This window comes from Xanthomonas rydalmerensis, assembly GCF_033170385.1.
Taxonomy (GTDB): domain Bacteria; phylum Pseudomonadota; class Gammaproteobacteria; order Xanthomonadales; family Xanthomonadaceae; genus Xanthomonas_A; species Xanthomonas_A rydalmerensis.
Genome location: NZ_CP126170.1, coordinates 4,688,898 through 4,704,492 on the forward strand (window position 1 = coordinate 4,688,898; position 15,595 = coordinate 4,704,492).

14 protein-coding genes are annotated in these 15,595 nt (G+C 69.8%); 7 read left to right on the forward strand and 7 right to left on the reverse strand.

The annotated features are described in order from the left end of the window. Positions 1-83 precede the first annotated feature (83 nt). Both QN245_RS20000 and QN245_RS20005 read right to left on the reverse strand, forming a co-directional pair. Positions 84-869 carry an ABC transporter permease gene (locus tag QN245_RS20000; RefSeq protein ID WP_317844019.1) on the reverse strand — a complete coding sequence of 262 codons (786 nt, stop codon included), beginning with the start codon at positions 867-869 and terminating at the stop codon, positions 84-86. Further along, on the reverse strand, positions 866-1,768 hold the full coding sequence (locus QN245_RS20005) for an ABC transporter ATP-binding protein (RefSeq protein ID WP_317844020.1): 903 nt from the start codon (positions 1,766-1,768) through the stop codon (positions 866-868). The genes QN245_RS20000 and QN245_RS20005 overlap by 4 nt, the downstream gene beginning before the upstream one ends. A gap of 251 nt (positions 1,769-2,019) precedes the next feature. On the opposite strand from QN245_RS20005, the gene QN245_RS20010 reads away from it, so the two are divergent. The 5 genes from QN245_RS20010 (at position 2,020) to QN245_RS20030 (ending at position 8,660) form a co-directional block, all read left to right on the forward strand. Further along, positions 2,020-3,267 carry an efflux RND transporter periplasmic adaptor subunit gene (locus QN245_RS20010; protein WP_317844021.1) on the forward strand — a complete coding sequence of 416 codons (1,248 nt, stop codon included), beginning with the start codon at positions 2,020-2,022 and terminating at the stop codon, positions 3,265-3,267. 864 nt (positions 3,268-4,131) lie between these two features. Continuing rightward, the gene (locus QN245_RS20015; RefSeq protein ID WP_184449684.1) at positions 4,132-4,821 is read left to right on the forward strand and encodes an ABC transporter ATP-binding protein; all 690 of its coding nucleotides are present in this window, start codon (positions 4,132-4,134) and stop codon (positions 4,819-4,821) included. Positions 4,822-4,834: 13 nt separating this feature from the next. Continuing rightward, complete coding sequence (locus QN245_RS20020; protein WP_160966349.1) at positions 4,835-5,992, forward strand: ABC transporter permease; 1,158 nt, start codon at positions 4,835-4,837, stop codon at positions 5,990-5,992. A gap of 64 nt (positions 5,993-6,056) precedes the next feature. After that, a complete protein-coding gene (locus QN245_RS20025; RefSeq protein ID WP_317844022.1) occupies positions 6,057-7,367 on the forward strand; it encodes an ABC transporter permease in 1,311 nt (436 codons plus the stop codon). Positions 7,368-7,517: 150 nt separating this feature from the next. Continuing rightward, positions 7,518-8,660, forward strand: coding sequence for an alpha/beta hydrolase (locus QN245_RS20030; RefSeq protein ID WP_317844023.1), 1,143 nt, complete (start codon positions 7,518-7,520; stop codon positions 8,658-8,660). Positions 8,661-8,749: 89 nt separating this feature from the next. On the opposite strand, the gene rarD is transcribed toward QN245_RS20030, so the two are convergent. Further along, complete coding sequence (gene rarD, locus QN245_RS20035) at positions 8,750-9,673, reverse strand: EamA family transporter RarD (RefSeq protein WP_317844024.1); 924 nt, start codon at positions 9,671-9,673, stop codon at positions 8,750-8,752. Then, complete coding sequence (yedA, locus tag QN245_RS20040) at positions 9,670-10,572, reverse strand: drug/metabolite exporter YedA (protein ID WP_317844025.1); 903 nt, start codon at positions 10,570-10,572, stop codon at positions 9,670-9,672. The genes rarD and yedA overlap by 4 nt, the downstream gene beginning before the upstream one ends. Before the next feature lie 392 nt (positions 10,573-10,964). Between yedA and QN245_RS20045 the strand changes: the two genes are divergently transcribed. After that, a complete protein-coding gene (locus QN245_RS20045) occupies positions 10,965-11,573 on the forward strand; it encodes a hypothetical protein (RefSeq protein WP_184645026.1) in 609 nt (202 codons plus the stop codon). Between the two features lie 127 nt (positions 11,574-11,700). On the opposite strand, the gene QN245_RS20050 is transcribed toward QN245_RS20045, so the two are convergent. The 3 genes from QN245_RS20050 to QN245_RS20060 form a co-directional block, all read right to left on the reverse strand. Then, positions 11,701-11,868, reverse strand: coding sequence for a peptidase (locus QN245_RS20050; RefSeq protein ID WP_184449825.1), 168 nt, complete (start codon positions 11,866-11,868; stop codon positions 11,701-11,703). Between the two features lie 108 nt (positions 11,869-11,976). Next, a complete protein-coding gene (locus QN245_RS20055; RefSeq protein WP_317844026.1) occupies positions 11,977-12,909 on the reverse strand; it encodes an MBL fold metallo-hydrolase in 933 nt (310 codons plus the stop codon). Positions 12,910-13,208: 299 nt separating this feature from the next. Further along, positions 13,209-14,501 (reverse strand): tryptophan--tRNA ligase, encoded by a 1,293-nt coding sequence (locus QN245_RS20060; protein ID WP_317844027.1) that lies wholly within the window; start codon positions 14,499-14,501, stop codon positions 13,209-13,211. Positions 14,502-14,610: 109 nt separating this feature from the next. Between QN245_RS20060 and QN245_RS20065 the strand changes: the two genes are divergently transcribed. Next, positions 14,611-15,561, forward strand: a complete 951-nt coding sequence (locus QN245_RS20065) for a hypothetical protein (protein ID WP_317844028.1) — start codon at positions 14,611-14,613, stop codon at positions 15,559-15,561. Positions 15,562-15,595: the final 34 nt, after the last annotated feature.

Consider the following 15,595-nt stretch of genomic DNA (forward strand, 5'->3'; position numbering starts at 1 on the left):
CTGCCGCGGCGCATAGCTTAGCGAAGGCGCCGGCGCCGGCGCGCAGAGCCGCGCGGCGGCGCCGGGATCGGCAGGGCGCACCATCAGCCGCGGCGCAGGCGCCGCTGCGCCAGTGCGTAGAACACTACCGTCACCGCCAGCAGTGCGGCGACATGGCCGGCACTGCCATGGCCGTCGCCCTGCCCGACCACGCGCAGCGCCAGCTGGCCCAGGTGATAGGACGGCCACAGCGGCGCCAGCGTGGTCAGCCACGCGGGCAGCAGCTGCAGCGGGATCCACAACCCCGACAGGAACGCCATGGGCAGGTAGATCAGGTTGACCAGCGCCGGCGCGCCGCTGCCGCCGGCGTAGGCACCCAGCGCCAGCCCGATCGCGCAGAACGGCAGCGTGCCCAGCACGTCCACCAGCAGCAGCCCGATCCGCTGCGTCGGCGTCAGCATGACCCCGCCAAGCAGTGCGGCCAGCGCCTGCAGCAGCACCCCGATCGCCAGCGCGAACGCCATCGCCAGCGCGGTGCGCGCCAGCAGCAGCGCCAGCGGCGGCACCGGCATCGCCCGCTTCAGCGCCAACAGCCCGCGCTCGCGGTCCAGCGCCAGGCCGACGCCGAAGCCGAACAAGGCCGGCGCCATCACCCCGAACACGCTGTAGCTGGCCATCAGGTACACCGCCGCATCGTGGCGCCCATGATTGAGCAGCACGCCGAACAGCAGGTAGAACAGTGGCGGGAACAGCAGCGTCGGCAAGGCGAAGGATGGCGTGCGCAGCCAGCGCACCACCTCGTAGCGGATTTCGCGCAGCAGCAGCGCGAACTGGTCACGCAACGACCAGGCGGCCGCCGGCGGGGCAACGGAAAGATCGATCGGGTTCATGCAGCCTCCGCACGGGTGATGGCGAGAAAGGCGTCGGCGAGGCCGGCACGGCGGACTTCCAGTGCCTGCAGCGCTGGATCGCTGGCGAGCAGCCGCGCCACCACCGGCTCGGCCGGCTCGGCGACCACCTCCAGCACGCCATCGCGGGTGTCGGCGCGGCGCACTTGCGGCCACTGCGCCACCTGCGCGGCCGGCAGCGCGCTACGGCAGCGGATGGTGCATTGCTCGAAGCGCGCGCGCAGCTCGGCGACGCTGCCCTCGGCGATCAGCGTGCCGCGTTGCAGCACCGCCACCCGATCGGCGAGCGCCTCGGCCTCTTCCAGATAGTGCGTGGTCAGCAGCACCGCGCAGCCATCGGCGACCAGTTCGCGGATCGCCCGCCACAGGCCCTGCCGCGCCTCGATGTCCAAGCCGGTGCTGGGCTCGTCCAGGAACAGCACCTGCGGCCGCCCGCAGATCGCCATCGCGAACTGCACACGCCGCTGCTGGCCGCCGGACAACTGGCCGTAGCGGCGCGCCATCAGCCCGTCCAGCCCGGCCAGCGCCACGCAGTCGGAGACGCTGCGCGGCGTTGGGTAATAGCCGCGCGCCTGCAGCAGCAGTTCGCCCACGCGCAGCGTCTCCGGCAGCCCGGCGGTCTGCAGCATCGCCCCGGCCTGGCGGCGCGCCGCCAACGACCGCGGATCCTGCCCGCACAGGCGCACGCTGCCGGCGTCGGGCGTCTGCAGCCCGAGCAGCAGGCTCACCGCGGTGCTCTTGCCGGCACCGTTGGCGCCGAGCAGCGCCAGCAACTGGCCGCGGCGCAACTGCAGGTCGACGCCGTCGAGCGCAACCAGCGCGCCGTAGCGCTTGTGGACGCCGCTGAGCTGCGCCAGCGGCAACGCATCGTGATCGGACATGGGACGCTCCCGGAATGGCAAGGAGCGTCTAGGCTGCGCCGCGACGGGGCCGCCGCCCAGTGTGGCGCGTCAACTGCAGCGGATGACATCTGTCACTGGCAGCCCCGGCACGATTGCCGCATGCTGCGATCCACGCCGAGGGGCGGCGTTCTCCCGCGACATCGCACCGCAGAAAGTGACTTCCGGCCATGCCCACGGCGACCGGACGCTCGCACACTGCAGCGCGCCGACCGTTTTCGATCAAGGACACGATGAGTACTTCCTCCGACCTGCTCAGGGAACTCCGTATCGACCGCAAGGCGCCGCCGAGCGAACCGCCGTCGCGGCGCGGGCTGTGGATCGCCGTGGTCCTGCTGGTGGTGCTGCTCGCCCTCGGCGCCGGCGCCTGGCTGCTGTTCGGCCGCAGCAAGCCGCTGGAAGTGCGCACCGCCGCGGTGGTGGCGATCGCGCCCGGCAGCAGCAGCGCCTCGGTGCTGGACGCCAGCGGCTACGTGGTGGCGCGGCGCATGGCCACGGTCTCGGCCAAGATCACCGGCAAAGTCCGCGAGGTGCGCATCGAGGAAGGCATGCGCGTGGAGGAAGGCCAGGTGATGGCGACGCTGGACCCGATCGACGCCAACGCGCAACGCGTACTGTCGGCCTCGCAACTGGATGCGGCGCGCAGCCTGGTGGCCAACATGCAGGCGCAGGTGCGCCAGGCCGAGGCCGACGCGCAACGGCTGCAGACCCTGGCCGGCCAGCAGCTGGTCTCGCGCTCACAATACGAGCAGGCGGTGGCGCAGCGCGACGCCCTGCGCGCGCAGTTGCAGAACGCGCAGCGCAACGTCGCGGTGGCCGGCAACCAGCTGTCGATCTCCGATCTCAACGTCGACAACACCATCGTGCGCGCACCGTTCTCCGGTGTGGTCACCGCCAAGGCGGCGCAGCCGGGCGAGATCGTCTCGCCGCTGTCGGCCGGCGGCGGCTTCACCCGCACCGGCATCGGCACCATCGTCGACATGGAGTCGCTGGAGATCGAGGTCGAGGTGGGCGAGTCCTACATCGGCCGGGTCAAGCCGGGCATGCCGGTGGAAGCGGTGCTCAACGCCTACCCGGACTGGAAGATCCCGGCCGAGGTGATCGCAATCATTCCCTCCGCGGACCGCGGCAAGGCCACGGTGAAGGTGCGCGTGGCACTGAAGCAGAAGGACGCGCGGATCGTGCCGGAGATGGGCGTGCGGGTCAGCTTCCTGGAGGCGCCGCAGCCGCAGGCGCAGGACAAACCGCAGGGCGTGCGGGTACCGGGCGCGGCGATCGTCAAGCGCGAGGGCCAGGACGTGGCGTTCGCGGTCAAGGAGGACAACACGGTCGAGCAGCGCGCGCTGAAGACCGGCATCGCCCTGGGCGACGATCGCCAGGTGCTGTCCGGCCTGGCCGCAGGCGACACGGTGGTACTGGATCCGCCGGAGGTTTTGCATGCCGGCATGCAGGTGAAGACGGCGGAGGCGGCTGCGCAGTAGCGCGCCGCCGTCTTCGCCTGACGTATTCGATGTCCCCGGTGCGGCAGACCGCAGCCGCACGACTCTGGCTTTAGCTGTTGCTTTAGCTGTTGCTGTGGCTTTGGCTGTTGCTCTTGCTTTTGATTTACCGGGTTCCCTTCCGCAGCGGCGGATGGACTGGGGAAAAACCCGAAGGGCGGCGTACATGGATGTACGCCGTTCGCGGCAGGGGCAGGATGCCCCTTCCGCGAATCCCCGGTGCATCCGCGGACCCGGAGCGCGCAGCGCGGAGGGCGCAAGGCAGGGCGCGCTTTCTTTTGGTTACTTTTCTTTGCGCGAGCAAAGAAAAGTAACTCGCCCGAAAGGGCGAAAGCCTTTGCTGTTGCTTCAATCCTGAGTGTCTGACAAGAAGAACTGTAGGAGCGGCTTCAGCCGCGACCGCAACCTCCACGGTAAAGCCCGCTCGCGGCTGAAGCCGCTCCTACAGAAAAGCGTTGAAGCAGAAGCAAATGCTTTCGCCTGACGGCGAGTTACTTTTCTTTGCTTGTGCAAAGAAAAGTAACCAAAAGAAAGCACACCCTGCCTACGCGCCCTCCGCGCTAACGCGCTCCGGGTCCGCGTCCAGCACGGGGATCCGCGGAAGGGGCATCCTGCCCCTGCCGCGGACGGCGTACATCCATGTACGCCGCCCTTCGGGTTTTTCCCCGCGCTGGCCGCCGCTTCGGAAGGGAACCCGGCAAGTCAAAAGCAAGAACAACAGCAACGGCAGAAACAACAGCAAAAGCAACAGCAACAACTGCATTTGCAACCGCAACCGCAACGGTAATCCCATCGCTCATCGGCGACCGCATCGCCTCCACCTCGTCCACCGCCAGGAACACCACCATGTCCACCCTCGTCACCCTGCGCAACGTCACCAAGACCTACCAGCGCGGCCCCGAGAAAGTCCAGGTCCTGCACGGCATCGACCTGGACATCGCCCGCGGCGACTTCGTCGCCCTGATGGGACCGTCCGGCTCCGGCAAGACCACCCTGCTCAATCTGATCGGCGGGCTGGACTCGCCCAGCGGCGGCGAGATCGAGATCGAAGGCCAGCGCATCGACCGCATGAGCGGCGGCCAGCTCGCCACCTGGCGCAGCCACCACGTCGGCTTCGTGTTCCAGTTCTACAACCTGATGCCGATGCTCACTGCGCAGAAGAACGTCGAACTGCCGCTGCTGCTGACCTCGCTCAGCGCCGCCCAGCGCAAACGCAATGCCGAGATCGCGCTGACCCTGGTCGGCCTGGAAGACCGCCGCAACCACAAGCCCAGCGAACTGTCCGGCGGCCAGCAGCAGCGCGTGGCCATCGCCCGCGCCATCGTCTCCGACCCCACCTTCCTGATCTGCGACGAACCCACCGGCGACCTGGACCGGCGCTCGGCCGAGGACGTGCTGGGCCTGCTGCAGGAACTCAACCGCAGCCACGGCAAGACCATCGTCATGGTCACCCACGACCCCAAGGCCGCCGAGTACGCCACCCATACCGTGCACCTGGACAAGGGCGAGCTGGCCGACGCGCCGGCCGCGCACTGAGCGAGGCGATGCCATGAAGTATTTCTCGTTGATCTGGGCACAACTGTTCCGCAGCAAGACGCGGACATTGCTGACCCTGTTCTCGGTGATCGTCGCGTTCCTGCTGTTCGGCCTGCTCGACTCGGTCCGCGTCGCGTTCACCGCCGGCGGCTCGGTGGAAGGGGTCAACCGTCTGGTCGTGGCCTCGCGCCTGTCGATCACCCAATCCCTGCCGGTGCGCCTGGAGTCGCAGATCCGTAGCGTGCCCGGCGTGCGCGACGTGACCTATGCGATGTGGTTCGGCGGCATCTACAAGGACCCAAAGGACTTCTTCCCCAACTTCTCGGTCGCGCCGAACTTCTTCGACGTCTACAGCGAGTACGAGATGCCGCCGGAGCAGCTCAAGGCCTTCCGCGACACCCGCACCGGGGCGGCGGTGGGCGAGGCGCTGGCGAAGAAGTACGGCTGGAAGGTCGGCGACGTGATCCCGCTGCAGGCCACCATCTTCCCCCGCGGCGGCAGCAACGACTGGCCGCTGGAGCTGAAGGCGATCTTCCGCGCCAAGGACCGCGCCAACGTGCAGGCGGAAAACCAGTTGATGATGAACTGGAAGTACTTCGACGAGAGCAACGACTACATCAAGGGCAAGGTCAGCTGGTACACGGTGCGGCTGGACAACCCCGAGCACGCCTCGCGGGTGGCGCAGGCGATCGATGCGCTGTCGGCCAATTCCGATCACGAGACCAAGTCGCAGACCGAGTCGGCGTTCCAGCAGGCCTTCGTGAAGCAGTTCGCCGACATCGGCCTGATCGTCACCTCGATCATGGGCGCGGTGTTCTTCACCCTGGTGCTGCTGACCGGCAACACCATGGCGCAGGCAGTGCGCGAACGCATCCCGGAACTGGCCACGCTCAAGACCCTGGGCTTCCAGGACCGCACCGTGCTGACCCTGGTGATCGTGGAGTCGGTGCTGCTGATCGTGCTCGGCGGCCTGCTCGGCATGGCGCTGGCGGCGGCGGCGATCCCGGTGCTGGCCAGCGCCAGCCGCGGCGCGCTGCCGGTGCACGCGGTGCCGGCGCAGACCTGGCTGATCGGCGCGGCGCTGATGCTGGTCATCGGCGTGGTGGTCGGCCTGCTGCCAGCGCTGCGCGCGCAACGGCTGAAGATCGTCGACGCCCTGGCCGGGCGCTGAGCCCGCACCTTCTCTCCAGCACATCGATGCCACGGACGGCAAAGCAGACCCGAGGAACAACGCAATGAAGATGCAATGGTTATGGAATGTCCTGGCGATCGCGGCGCTGGCGATCGGCCTGGGAATCTGGATCGCCCTGCCCTGGTTCCTGGTGCTGGCGCTGGTGGCGGTGCTGGCCGTGTTGCTGCTGGCCACCCGCAGCGGCCGGCTGTCGCTGGCCGCCGCGCGCATCGGCATCGCCAGCCTGCCGCAGCGCTGGGGCGCCAGTTCGGTGATCGTGGTCGGCATTGCCGGCGTGGTCGGCGTGCTGGTGGCGATGCTGGCGATGGGCCAGGGTTTCCAGGCGACCCTGGACAGCACCGGCGACGACACCACCGCCATCGTGCTGCGCGGCGGCTCCCAGGCCGAGACCAACTCGGTCATCCTCCGCGACCAGGTGCCGCTGATCGCCGGCCTGGCCGGGGTGGCGCGCGGGGCCGACAACCGCCCGCTGGTCTCGCCGGAGCTGTCGCAGGTGGTGAACCTGCAGTCCAAGTCCGACGGCACCGACGTCAACGCGCAGTTCCGCGGCGTCGGCGAGCAGGGCTGGGCGGTGCACGACAAGGTCAGGATCGTGCAGGGCCGTCGCTTCACCCCCGGCCTGCGCGAGATCGTGGTCGGCAAGGGCGCGCAGTCGCAGTTCCGCGGCCTGCAGCTCGGCCAGACCCTGACCCTGGGCAACCAGGCCTGGACCGTGGTCGGCGTGTTCGCCAGCGGCGACGCGCACGACTCGGAACTGTGGACCGACACCCAGACCCTGGCCACCACCTACAACCGCAGCGCCTACCAGTCGATCAGCGTGCGCACCCAGGGCCAGGACGGCTTCCGCCAGTTCAAGGCGGCGATGGACGCCGACCCGCGGCTGAAGCTGGACGTGTTCACCACCCGCGAGTACTACCGCAAGCAGGGCGGCAACCTCAGCAAGGTGCTGGAGGTCCTGGGCACCTTCATCGGCACCATCATGGCGATCGGCGCGGTGTTCGGCGCGCTCAACACCATGTACGCCGCAGTCGCCACCCGCGCCCGCGAGATCGCCACCATGCGCGCGCTGGGCTTCCGCGGGCTGCCGGTGGTGGTGGCGGTGATGCTGGAGACCATGCTGCTGGCACTGCTCGGCGGGGTGCTGGGCGGGCTGATCGCCTGGGCGATCTTCAACGGCTACAGCGTGTCCACGCTGGGCAGCAACTTCAGCCAGGTGGTGTTCCAGTTCAAGGTGTCCCCGCCGCTGCTGTGGACCGGGCTGAAGTGGGCGCTGGGCATCGGCCTGGTCGGCGGCCTGTTCCCGGCGCTGCGCGCGGCGCGGCTGCCGATCACCACCGCCCTGCGCGCGCTGTAGCGCCACGGCTGAACGCGCTGGGTCGGGACCCCTGTCCCGGCCCGGCCCAATGGCGGATGACGCGTCATCGTTTCGTCATCGAAACGCGGTAGAACGGCCGCCGCCGAGGCGCTAGCCTGCGCGGCCATTTGGTTCCACGCCGCCACCCCCATGTCCTCGCGCCTGCGCCTGTTGCTCGTCCTCTGCGCCAGCCTGTGGCTGAGCGCCTGCTCTTCCACCTCGATCAGCGACCGCCTGGTCGCGCCGGGCGGCGTGTCGCCGCTGATGGACGAGGAACGCATCCAGAGCCTGCTGGCGACCCTGCCCAACCGCAGCGGCCACGTGGTGGTGCCGGGCGGCATCCCGATCTTCTGGCGCGCCATCGACCCGGGCGACTACCACATGCGCTACCGCTACGAGCACGCCGGCCGCGACGCCAGCGGCCACGAGCACGCCGACTTCGCCATGGACGTGGCGACCCCGGCGCCGGCCACGCAGGTCGCCCCGCGCGGCACCGTGGTGCTGCTGCACGGCTGGATGATGGACGGCGACTCGCTGCTGCCATGGTCGCTGGACCTGGCCCAGGCCGGCTACCGCAGCATCAGCATCGACCTGCGCAACCACGGCCGCTCCGGCGGCGGCCCGGCCGGCTACGGCACCCGCGAGTCGGACGACGTGGTCGCGGTGATCCGCGCGCTGCGTGCCAGCGGCGAGGTGCAGGGCCCGCTGTACCTGTTCGGCGTGTCCTATGGCGCGGCCACCGCGCTGTTCGCCGCGCAGAAGCTCGGCGACCAGGTCGATGGCGTAGTCGCGATGGAATCCTTCGCCAACGCCGGCCGCGGCATCCGCGACATGATCCCGCACATGCTCGCCAGCCGCCCGCGCGGCTGGATGGCCAGCGCGGCGATGGACCTGGCGCGCTGGCGCTACGGCGGGCAGAACCTGGACGCGGTGATCGCCAACGCCAACCAGCGCCTGGCACTGAACCTGGACCAGGTCGACGTCACCGCCGCCGCGCGCGCCGCACCGGCCTGCGTGCTGCTGCTGCACGGCAGCGCCGACCAGCACATCCCGGTGGCGCATGGCCGCCTGCTGGCGCTGGACGCACCGCGCGCGCACTACCTGGAGATGCCCGGCGAGAACCACCTGAGCCTGCCGATGCGGCTGGACCTGCTGGCACCGACCGTGGAGGACTGGTTCGCCGAGCTGCCGGCACAGCGTCACGACGGCCGCTGCCCGCAGCCGCTGCCGCCGCGTGCGGACCCCGAGCTGCAGCTGACCGGTGGGCCGGCCGCGAGCGGTAGCCGCGGCTGAGCCGGGAGTGGGGAGTCGGGATTGGGGATTCGTAGGAGCGGCTGCGCTGGCGACCTAGGCGGGCGCCGGCTCTTGCCAATCCCGAATCCCTAATCCCTAACCCTAATCCCCGCTCGCCGCCACACACCTGACCGCCATAGACTCTCGCCGGCGAACAGCAGCAACCCGATCCAGATCGCGGCGAAGCCGATGGCCTTGCCGGTGTCGAACGGCTCGCGGAAGAACCACACGCCCAGCAGCAACTGCAGGCTCGGCGCGATGTACTGCAGCAGCCCGACCAGCGACAGCGGGATGCGCCGCACGCCGTAGGCGAAGCCGATCAGCGGCACCGCGGTGACCACGCCGCCGAACACCAGCAGCAGGTCGTTGCGCCAGCCCCACTCGCCGGCGAAGCCGCCGCCGTGACCGGCCTCGCCCCACAGCACGAAGCCCAGCGCCGGCAGGAACAGGTACAGGCTCTCCACGCCCAGCCCGGCCACCGCATCCACCTGCACCAGCTTGCGCAGCAGGCCGTACAGCCCGAACGAGCCGGCCAGGCCCAGCGCGATCCACGGCAGCGTGCCGGCGTCGACGGTGAGCCAGGCCACGCCCAGCGCGGCGCAGGCCACCGCCAGCCACTGCAGCGGGCGCAGCCGCTCATGCAGCACCAGCACCCCGAGCAGCACGTTGACCAGCGGATTGATGAAATAACCCAGGCTGGTCTCGATCACATGGCCGGCATTGACCGCCCAGATATAGAGGCCCCAGTTGAAGGCGATCGCCAGGCTGCTCAGCACCAGCGTGGCCAGCGCGCGCGGCTGCGCGGCGATGCGCCGCCACCACTGCAGGCGCGCGCTGTACACCAGCCACGCCACCACCAGCAGCGTGCTCCAGACGATGCGGTGGGCGATGATGTGCGGCGACGGCACCGCCTGCAGCAGGTGCCAGTACACCGGCACCACGCCCCACAGTGCGAAGGTCGCCGCGGTGATCCACAGGCCGCGCCGGGCCTCCTGCTCGGCGACCGCGGTCATCGACGGGTCCTCGCCACGGTGATCACCACCACGCCGGCCAGGATCACCGCCATTGCGCCGAAGTCGCTGGCGCTGAAGCGCTCCTGGCCGAGCCAGCTGCCCAGCGCCACCGCGATCACCGGATTGACGTAGGCATAGCTGCCGGCCAGCGCCGGGCGCACGTTCTGCAGCAGCCACACGTAGGCGGTGAACGCGACGATCGAGCCGAACACGCACAGGTAGGCCACCGCCAGCATCCCCTGCGCGCTCGGCAAGGTGTGCAGGCGTTCGCCGCTGAGCAGGCCGATCGCCACCAGCATGACGCCGCCGCACAGCATCTGCCCGGCGGCCGCCATGAACGGCATCGGCAACTCCAGCCCACGCGACCACACCGAGCCGAACGCCCAGCCCACCGGCGCGATCAACAGCAGCACCAGGCCCAGCGGGCTGGCATTGAGGCTGCTGCCGGCATTGAGCCACACCACCCCGGCGAAGCCGACCACGATCCCCAGCCATTCGCCGCGGCTGGCATGGTGGCCGCGCAGCGTGCCGAACAGCGCCATCCACAGTGGCACCGAAGCCACCGCCACCGCTGCCAGCCCCGAGGACACCTGGCGCTCGGCCAGCACCACCAGGCCATTGCCGCAGACCAGCATGAGCGCACCGAGCATGGCCAGCGGCCGCCACTGCGCGCGCGTGGGCGCGGCCACCCCGCGCCAGCGCAGCACCGCGTACAGCACGCTGCCGGCGATCACGAAGCGGGTTCCGGACACCACACTCAGCGGCGGCGCGCCGCCTTCCAGGGCGAAGCGGATCGCCAGATAGGTCGAGCCCCAGACGACGTAGACCAGGAACAGGGCGAGAACGACGAAGCCACCGCGCGCAGGTGCGGCGGCGGCCGTGGAAGAAGGGGAAGACATGCGTGCACGCGGAACGGGTATGGCGCAATTCTAGGCCAGCGGCCACCGGCGGCGACAGCCGCGCACCAGCGCCAATGGCGGCACGCTGTTTTGCGCAATTCCGATGCGGGACGGGTGCCTGTGCTTCGTCCCGCCTTGGCGACAGGCGCGCGCGTATCGGCAGGTCGCCCCATCGCCTCGCCATGCTCGGGCGGGGAAATGGAATCGACGTCGCGTCCATCGCGTGCGGCGTAATGCAGTTCGGGTGCGCTCGCCTCCCCTGCGCCGGGACGTCCATGGCAGCGCGGCCGCCGCCTGTTCCGGCGCGTCGCGGCGCCCAGAAAGACCTAAGAGTCCGTTCAGCCGCATGGGCGTATCAGTGCGCCAATCCCTACTGCTCGCTGGGCACCACCATGGCCATCGATACCGCACTGTCGCCACTGGGCACCGTCTCGCCTTACGGGGCGTCGCCCTATGGCTTTCCGGCAACGGGCGCCTCCAGCGATTCGACCCAGGCCGGCAACCCGATCGTGGCCAGCAACGACCCGGCGGCGGTGCAGCAGGCGGTGGAATTGTCCGGCGACGCCTCGGTGATCTTCAGCCTCGGCGGCCTCGCGGGAAGCACCCCGGCCGACACGGGCCTGACCTACAACGCGGCCGGGCTGTTCAACAGCATCGTCAGCGCCGGCCCGACCGATGCGGCCTCGACCTCGTCTGCCGGCAGCTCTACCTCGACCACCGGCGCATCGACCTCGTCCACAGGCACGTCGACCTCGACCGGCACCGCGCCGTATCCCACCCTAGACCAGGCCACCCAGACCTACGACCAGGGACTGCTCGGTACGATTACTACGCCGCCGTCGACCCCGGGCCTGTACAACGCCTCCGGCGTCTTCAGCAGCCAGGGCCTGACCCCGCAGCTGTCGTCCCTGCTGCAGTCCAATCCCAGCCTGAGCGGGACGGTGACCGGCGATCTGCTCAACCAGGGTATCATCGGCGGGTTGATCGATACCACTGCCTGAGCAGTGCTGCGTGGCCGCCTCGGCGGATTGCGCGTTGTTCTTCGGCTTCGCCAAGCGCGTGCAGGATGACATCGCGGCGCTCACATGCGCCTGGCCTGCGTAAAAAAAGCCCCTCCCCGCCGATCGCTCAGCCCGGCATCGCCGGACCACAGGCCTCGGAGGAATCGCAGGGCGCAGGCAACGCATGCCGCTCCAGCGCATCGGCATCGCCGCCCGCGTCGCCGGCCAGCGCATCGTTGGCCGCCTGTGCCGCACCTCCCATGAACAGGGAAGCGGACAGCAGCAACATGCGCATCGGGTTCACGGTCACGACCTGGCAACAAGCGGGCCGCACAGTGTAGAGAATGGCGTCGTGCCGAGACAGCACGGCGACGCATTCGCGTGCGTGCGACCGAAGCGCCGTTCAGCGCGCGGGACGATCCAGCCAGCAGGCCAGGCCCTGCGCGTTGAGCTCGATGTCCATGTGCAGCACGCGCTCCACGCCGGCATCGTCCAGCGGACAGCCATGCAGCCGCGCCCGCTCCAGATACAGCGCGGTCAGCGCCGCGACCAGGCAGCGATGGCGATCGGAGCGCCCATCGCAGCCGCGCGCGATCGCCACCATCGCCTCGAGTTGTTCCAGCAGTTCCGCCGCCAGCGTGTCGGCGCCCTCCACCGGACCGTAGTGGGTGAGATACAGCGTCTGCGGCGCGTACCCGAGCATGCGCTGGATCGAGGCCTGCATCGCGTCCGGCTCGAACTGCACCGGCGACGAGGTCGGGATCGCGAACGCGCCGCGCGCGCTGTCCAGTTCGCGGTAGGACAGGCCGAAGGTGTCGCCGCTGAACCAACTGCGGCTGCGTGCGTCCCACACGCACAGGTGATGGCGAGCATGGCCAGGGGTGTCGATGCACAGCAACTCGCGCCCGGCCAGCGACACGCGATGGCCGTTCTCGGCCACGACCACGCGTTCTGCCGGCACCGGCACGATGCTGCCGTAGCTGCGTGCCATCTCCGCCTCGCCGTACACCGCGGTGGCGCCGGCGATCAGCCGCGCCGGATCGATCATGTGCGCCGCGCCGCGCGGATGCACCAGCAGGCGCGCGTTCGGCAAGTGCTGCAGCAGCGCACCGGCGCCGCCGGCGTGATCCAGGTGCACGTGGGTGAGGATCAGCCAGTCCACCTCGCCCGGCGCCAGGCCGGCGCGCGCCAGCGCATCCAGCAACAGCGGCACGGCATGGCTGGTGCCGCAGTCGACGAAGGCGCCGCGCCCGTTCTCCACGATCAGGTAGGCGGCATCGAACTGCGCGCGCTGGAAGCCGGTATCGACGAGATGGATGCTGGGATCGCGTGGCATGGCGCAGAGCGTGGCTGGGCGAGCCACCATTCTAGGCGGTATGGAGGGCGCTGCCAGTGCTGCGCGGCAGCGGCCGGATGAGGACGAAGGACGGAACCGACCCGACGACCGCGAGGGTTCACCGTGGGAGGGACTTCAGTCCCGACTGCATGCGACCGGCAACCACACGCGCTCGGGGTGTCGCACCAGGACGCGTCGTATGCCTTGTAGGATCTTGTAGGAGCGGCTTCAGCCGCGACGCTTTGCCGTTGAGGCGTCGCGGCTGAAGCCGTTCCTACGACGGACCGCCGTGCGAGCGCTCAGCCCGCCTCACGCAGCCGCGCCAGCACCGCCAGCACCGTCTCGGCCGGTGCCTCCAGGGTCACCGGCGCGGCCTGCAGCGCGTCGGCCTGCACGGCCTGCTTGAGCGCGGCGATGGTCTGCCCGGCGTCGCGCGGCGAGGCGAAGCCGCCGCTCTGCAACAGCAGCACGCCCTCGCCATCGAGCAGCTTGAAGTAGAACTGACCGTCGGCCTCGCGGTACTGCTTGAAGCTCGGCAGCGCCTGCTTGGCCGTCGACGCTTCGGCGGCGCCGCCGGCCTGCGCCGACAGGTCGCGCAGGCCCACCGCGTGCCGCAGCTCGGCCAGGAACGGGATCGCATAGCGCTCGCGCAGGCGCTGCGCGTTGTCGCGCAGGATCGCCTCGATGTCCTGCGGGCGCGCCATCAGCGCCTCGTAGCGCACCCGCATCGGCGCGATCTCGGCATCGATGCGTTCGAACAGCTGCTGCTTGGCCTCGCCCCAGCCGATACCTGCGGCGAACGCCTGCGCGAACGCGGCCGTCTCCTCGGCGCTGGCGAAGGCCTGGTACAGCTGGAACAGCGCCGAGCCTTCGGTGTCCTTCGGCTCGCCCGGCGCGCGCGAATCGGTGACGATGGCGAACACCCGCTTCTTCAGCTCCTCGCGCGGGGCGAACAGCGGAATGGTGTTGTCGTAGCTCTTGCTCATCTTGCGCCCATCCAGCCCGGGCAGCGTCGCCACCTGCTCGTCGATCAGCGCGTCGGGCAGCACGAAGTGCTCACGGCCATAGACGTGGTTGAAGCGCTGCGCGAAATCGCGCGCCATCTCGATGTGCTGGATCTGGTCGCGGCCCACCGGGACCTGCTGCGCCTTGAACAGCAGGATGTCGGCGGCCATCAGCACCGGATACATGAACAGGCCGGCGGTGACCCCGGCATCGTCGTCCTCGCCGTCGGCACGGTTCTTGTCCACCGCCGCCTTGTAGGCATGCGCGCGGTTGAGGATGCCCTTGCCGGCGACGCAGGTCAGGAACCAGGTCAGCTCGTTGGTCTCCGGCACGTCCGACTGGCGGTAGAACCACACCTGCGCCGGATCCAGGCCCGCCGCCAGCCAGGTCGCCGCGATCTCCAGGGTCGAGCGCTGAGTGCGCGCAGGATCCTGCGCCTTTATCAGGCTGTGCAGGTCGGCCAGGAAGAAGAAACTCTCGATGCCGGGACGGCGGCTGGCCTGCAGCGCGGGACGAATGGCGCCGACATAGTTGCCCAGGTGCGGCGTGCCGGAGGTGGTGATGCCGGTGAGAACGCGGGTGGTCATGCGAAATGGACGGTCCGGGGGGAAACCCGACGAGTTTACCCGCTGCGCGACAACCCCGTTCCGGCGCATGGCGCGTTCAATCCGGCGTCCCCGTTCTGGAGTCGCCATGATGCATCCTCTTCCTCCGCTCCTGTCCCGCCGTTCCCGTTCCCTCGCCGTCCTGGCCTTCGCCCTGGTGTGCATCGGCGGGCTGTGCGGCTTCCGTCCATGGCCGTCGCCGCCGACGTCGGCGCCGGCGGTGCAGTTGCAGGTGATCGATCGCGATGCCGGCGAGGCGCCGCTGCCGGCGCATGCCTGGCGCGGCGAGCGTTGGATCGCCGCCACCCCCGGCCACCGCTATGCACTGCGCCTGACCAACCTGACCGGTGCGCGGGTGCTGGTGGTGCTGTCGGTGGACGGCGTCAACGCGGTCAGCGGCCAGACCGCGGCCAGCGACCAACGCGGCTATGTGCTGGCGCCGTGGCAACGCACCGAGATCGCCGGTTGGCGCAAATCTTCCGAGGACGTGGCGCAGTTCGTGTTCACCGATCTTGAAGACAGTTATGCGGCACGCACCGGCCGTCCGCGCAACGTGGGCGTGATCGGCATGGCGGTGTTCGACGAAGCGCGGGCGTGGCCCGATACCGTCCTGGGGGACGCAGGCGTCGACGCCGAGAGAGCTGCCAACGCAACAGCGCGCGCGGCAACGCCCGTCGTCCCGGCGCCGGACGCGATGCCTGCACCGGCGCTGGCCGCCGACATGCCGCAACGCAGTGCGGCTGCGCCCCTCGCGGCGGCGCCGTCCGCGGACGCGCGGGCGTATGCGCGCGAAGGCACCTCCGCTGCCCGCGTGCAGCAGCGCCTGGGCACCGGCCACGGCGCGCGCGAGTGGTCGCCATCGCGGGTCACCGAATTCGAGCGCGCCAGCGACGTGCCGATGCAACGGACCGAGTTGCGCTACGACAGCCGCGCACGGCTGATCGCACGCGGTGTGCTGCCGCGTGACCTGCTTCCGCGGCGCGTGGCGGTTGCGCCAAGCGCGTTTCCCGGCGACTACGTGCCCGATCCGCCGGAGCGCTGAGCCCCCCGGCGCAAAAAAAAGCACGGGCCGCAAT

Excerpts from the sequence above, each read along its gene's own strand:
- QN245_RS20020 (WP_160966349.1), top strand. The coding sequence starts at position 4,835 with ATGAAGTATTTCTCGTTGATCTGGGCACAACTGTTCCGCAGCAAGACG.
- QN245_RS20015 (WP_184449684.1), top strand. The coding sequence starts at position 4,132 with ATGTCCACCCTCGTCACCCTGCGCAACGTCACCAAGACCTACCAGCGC.
- QN245_RS20065 (WP_317844028.1), top strand. The coding sequence starts at position 14,611 with ATGCATCCTCTTCCTCCGCTCCTGTCCCGCCGTTCCCGTTCCCTCGCC.
- QN245_RS20025 (WP_317844022.1), top strand. The coding sequence starts at position 6,057 with ATGAAGATGCAATGGTTATGGAATGTCCTGGCGATCGCGGCGCTGGCG.
- QN245_RS20055 (WP_317844026.1), bottom strand. The coding sequence starts at position 12,909 with ATGCCACGCGATCCCAGCATCCATCTCGTCGATACCGGCTTCCAGCGC.
- QN245_RS20005 (WP_317844020.1), bottom strand. The coding sequence starts at position 1,768 with ATGTCCGATCACGATGCGTTGCCGCTGGCGCAGCTCAGCGGCGTCCAC.
- yedA (WP_317844025.1), bottom strand. The coding sequence starts at position 10,572 with ATGTCTTCCCCTTCTTCCACGGCCGCCGCCGCACCTGCGCGCGGTGGC.
- QN245_RS20000 (WP_317844019.1), bottom strand. The coding sequence starts at position 869 with ATGAACCCGATCGATCTTTCCGTTGCCCCGCCGGCGGCCGCCTGGTCG.
- QN245_RS20045 (WP_184645026.1), top strand. The coding sequence starts at position 10,965 with ATGGCCATCGATACCGCACTGTCGCCACTGGGCACCGTCTCGCCTTAC.
- QN245_RS20050 (WP_184449825.1), bottom strand. The coding sequence starts at position 11,868 with ATGCGCATGTTGCTGCTGTCCGCTTCCCTGTTCATGGGAGGTGCGGCA.
- rarD (WP_317844024.1), bottom strand. The coding sequence starts at position 9,673 with ATGACCGCGGTCGCCGAGCAGGAGGCCCGGCGCGGCCTGTGGATCACC.
- QN245_RS20030 (WP_317844023.1), top strand. The coding sequence starts at position 7,518 with ATGTCCTCGCGCCTGCGCCTGTTGCTCGTCCTCTGCGCCAGCCTGTGG.
- QN245_RS20060 (WP_317844027.1), bottom strand. The coding sequence starts at position 14,501 with ATGACCACCCGCGTTCTCACCGGCATCACCACCTCCGGCACGCCGCAC.
- QN245_RS20010 (WP_317844021.1), top strand. The coding sequence starts at position 2,020 with ATGAGTACTTCCTCCGACCTGCTCAGGGAACTCCGTATCGACCGCAAG.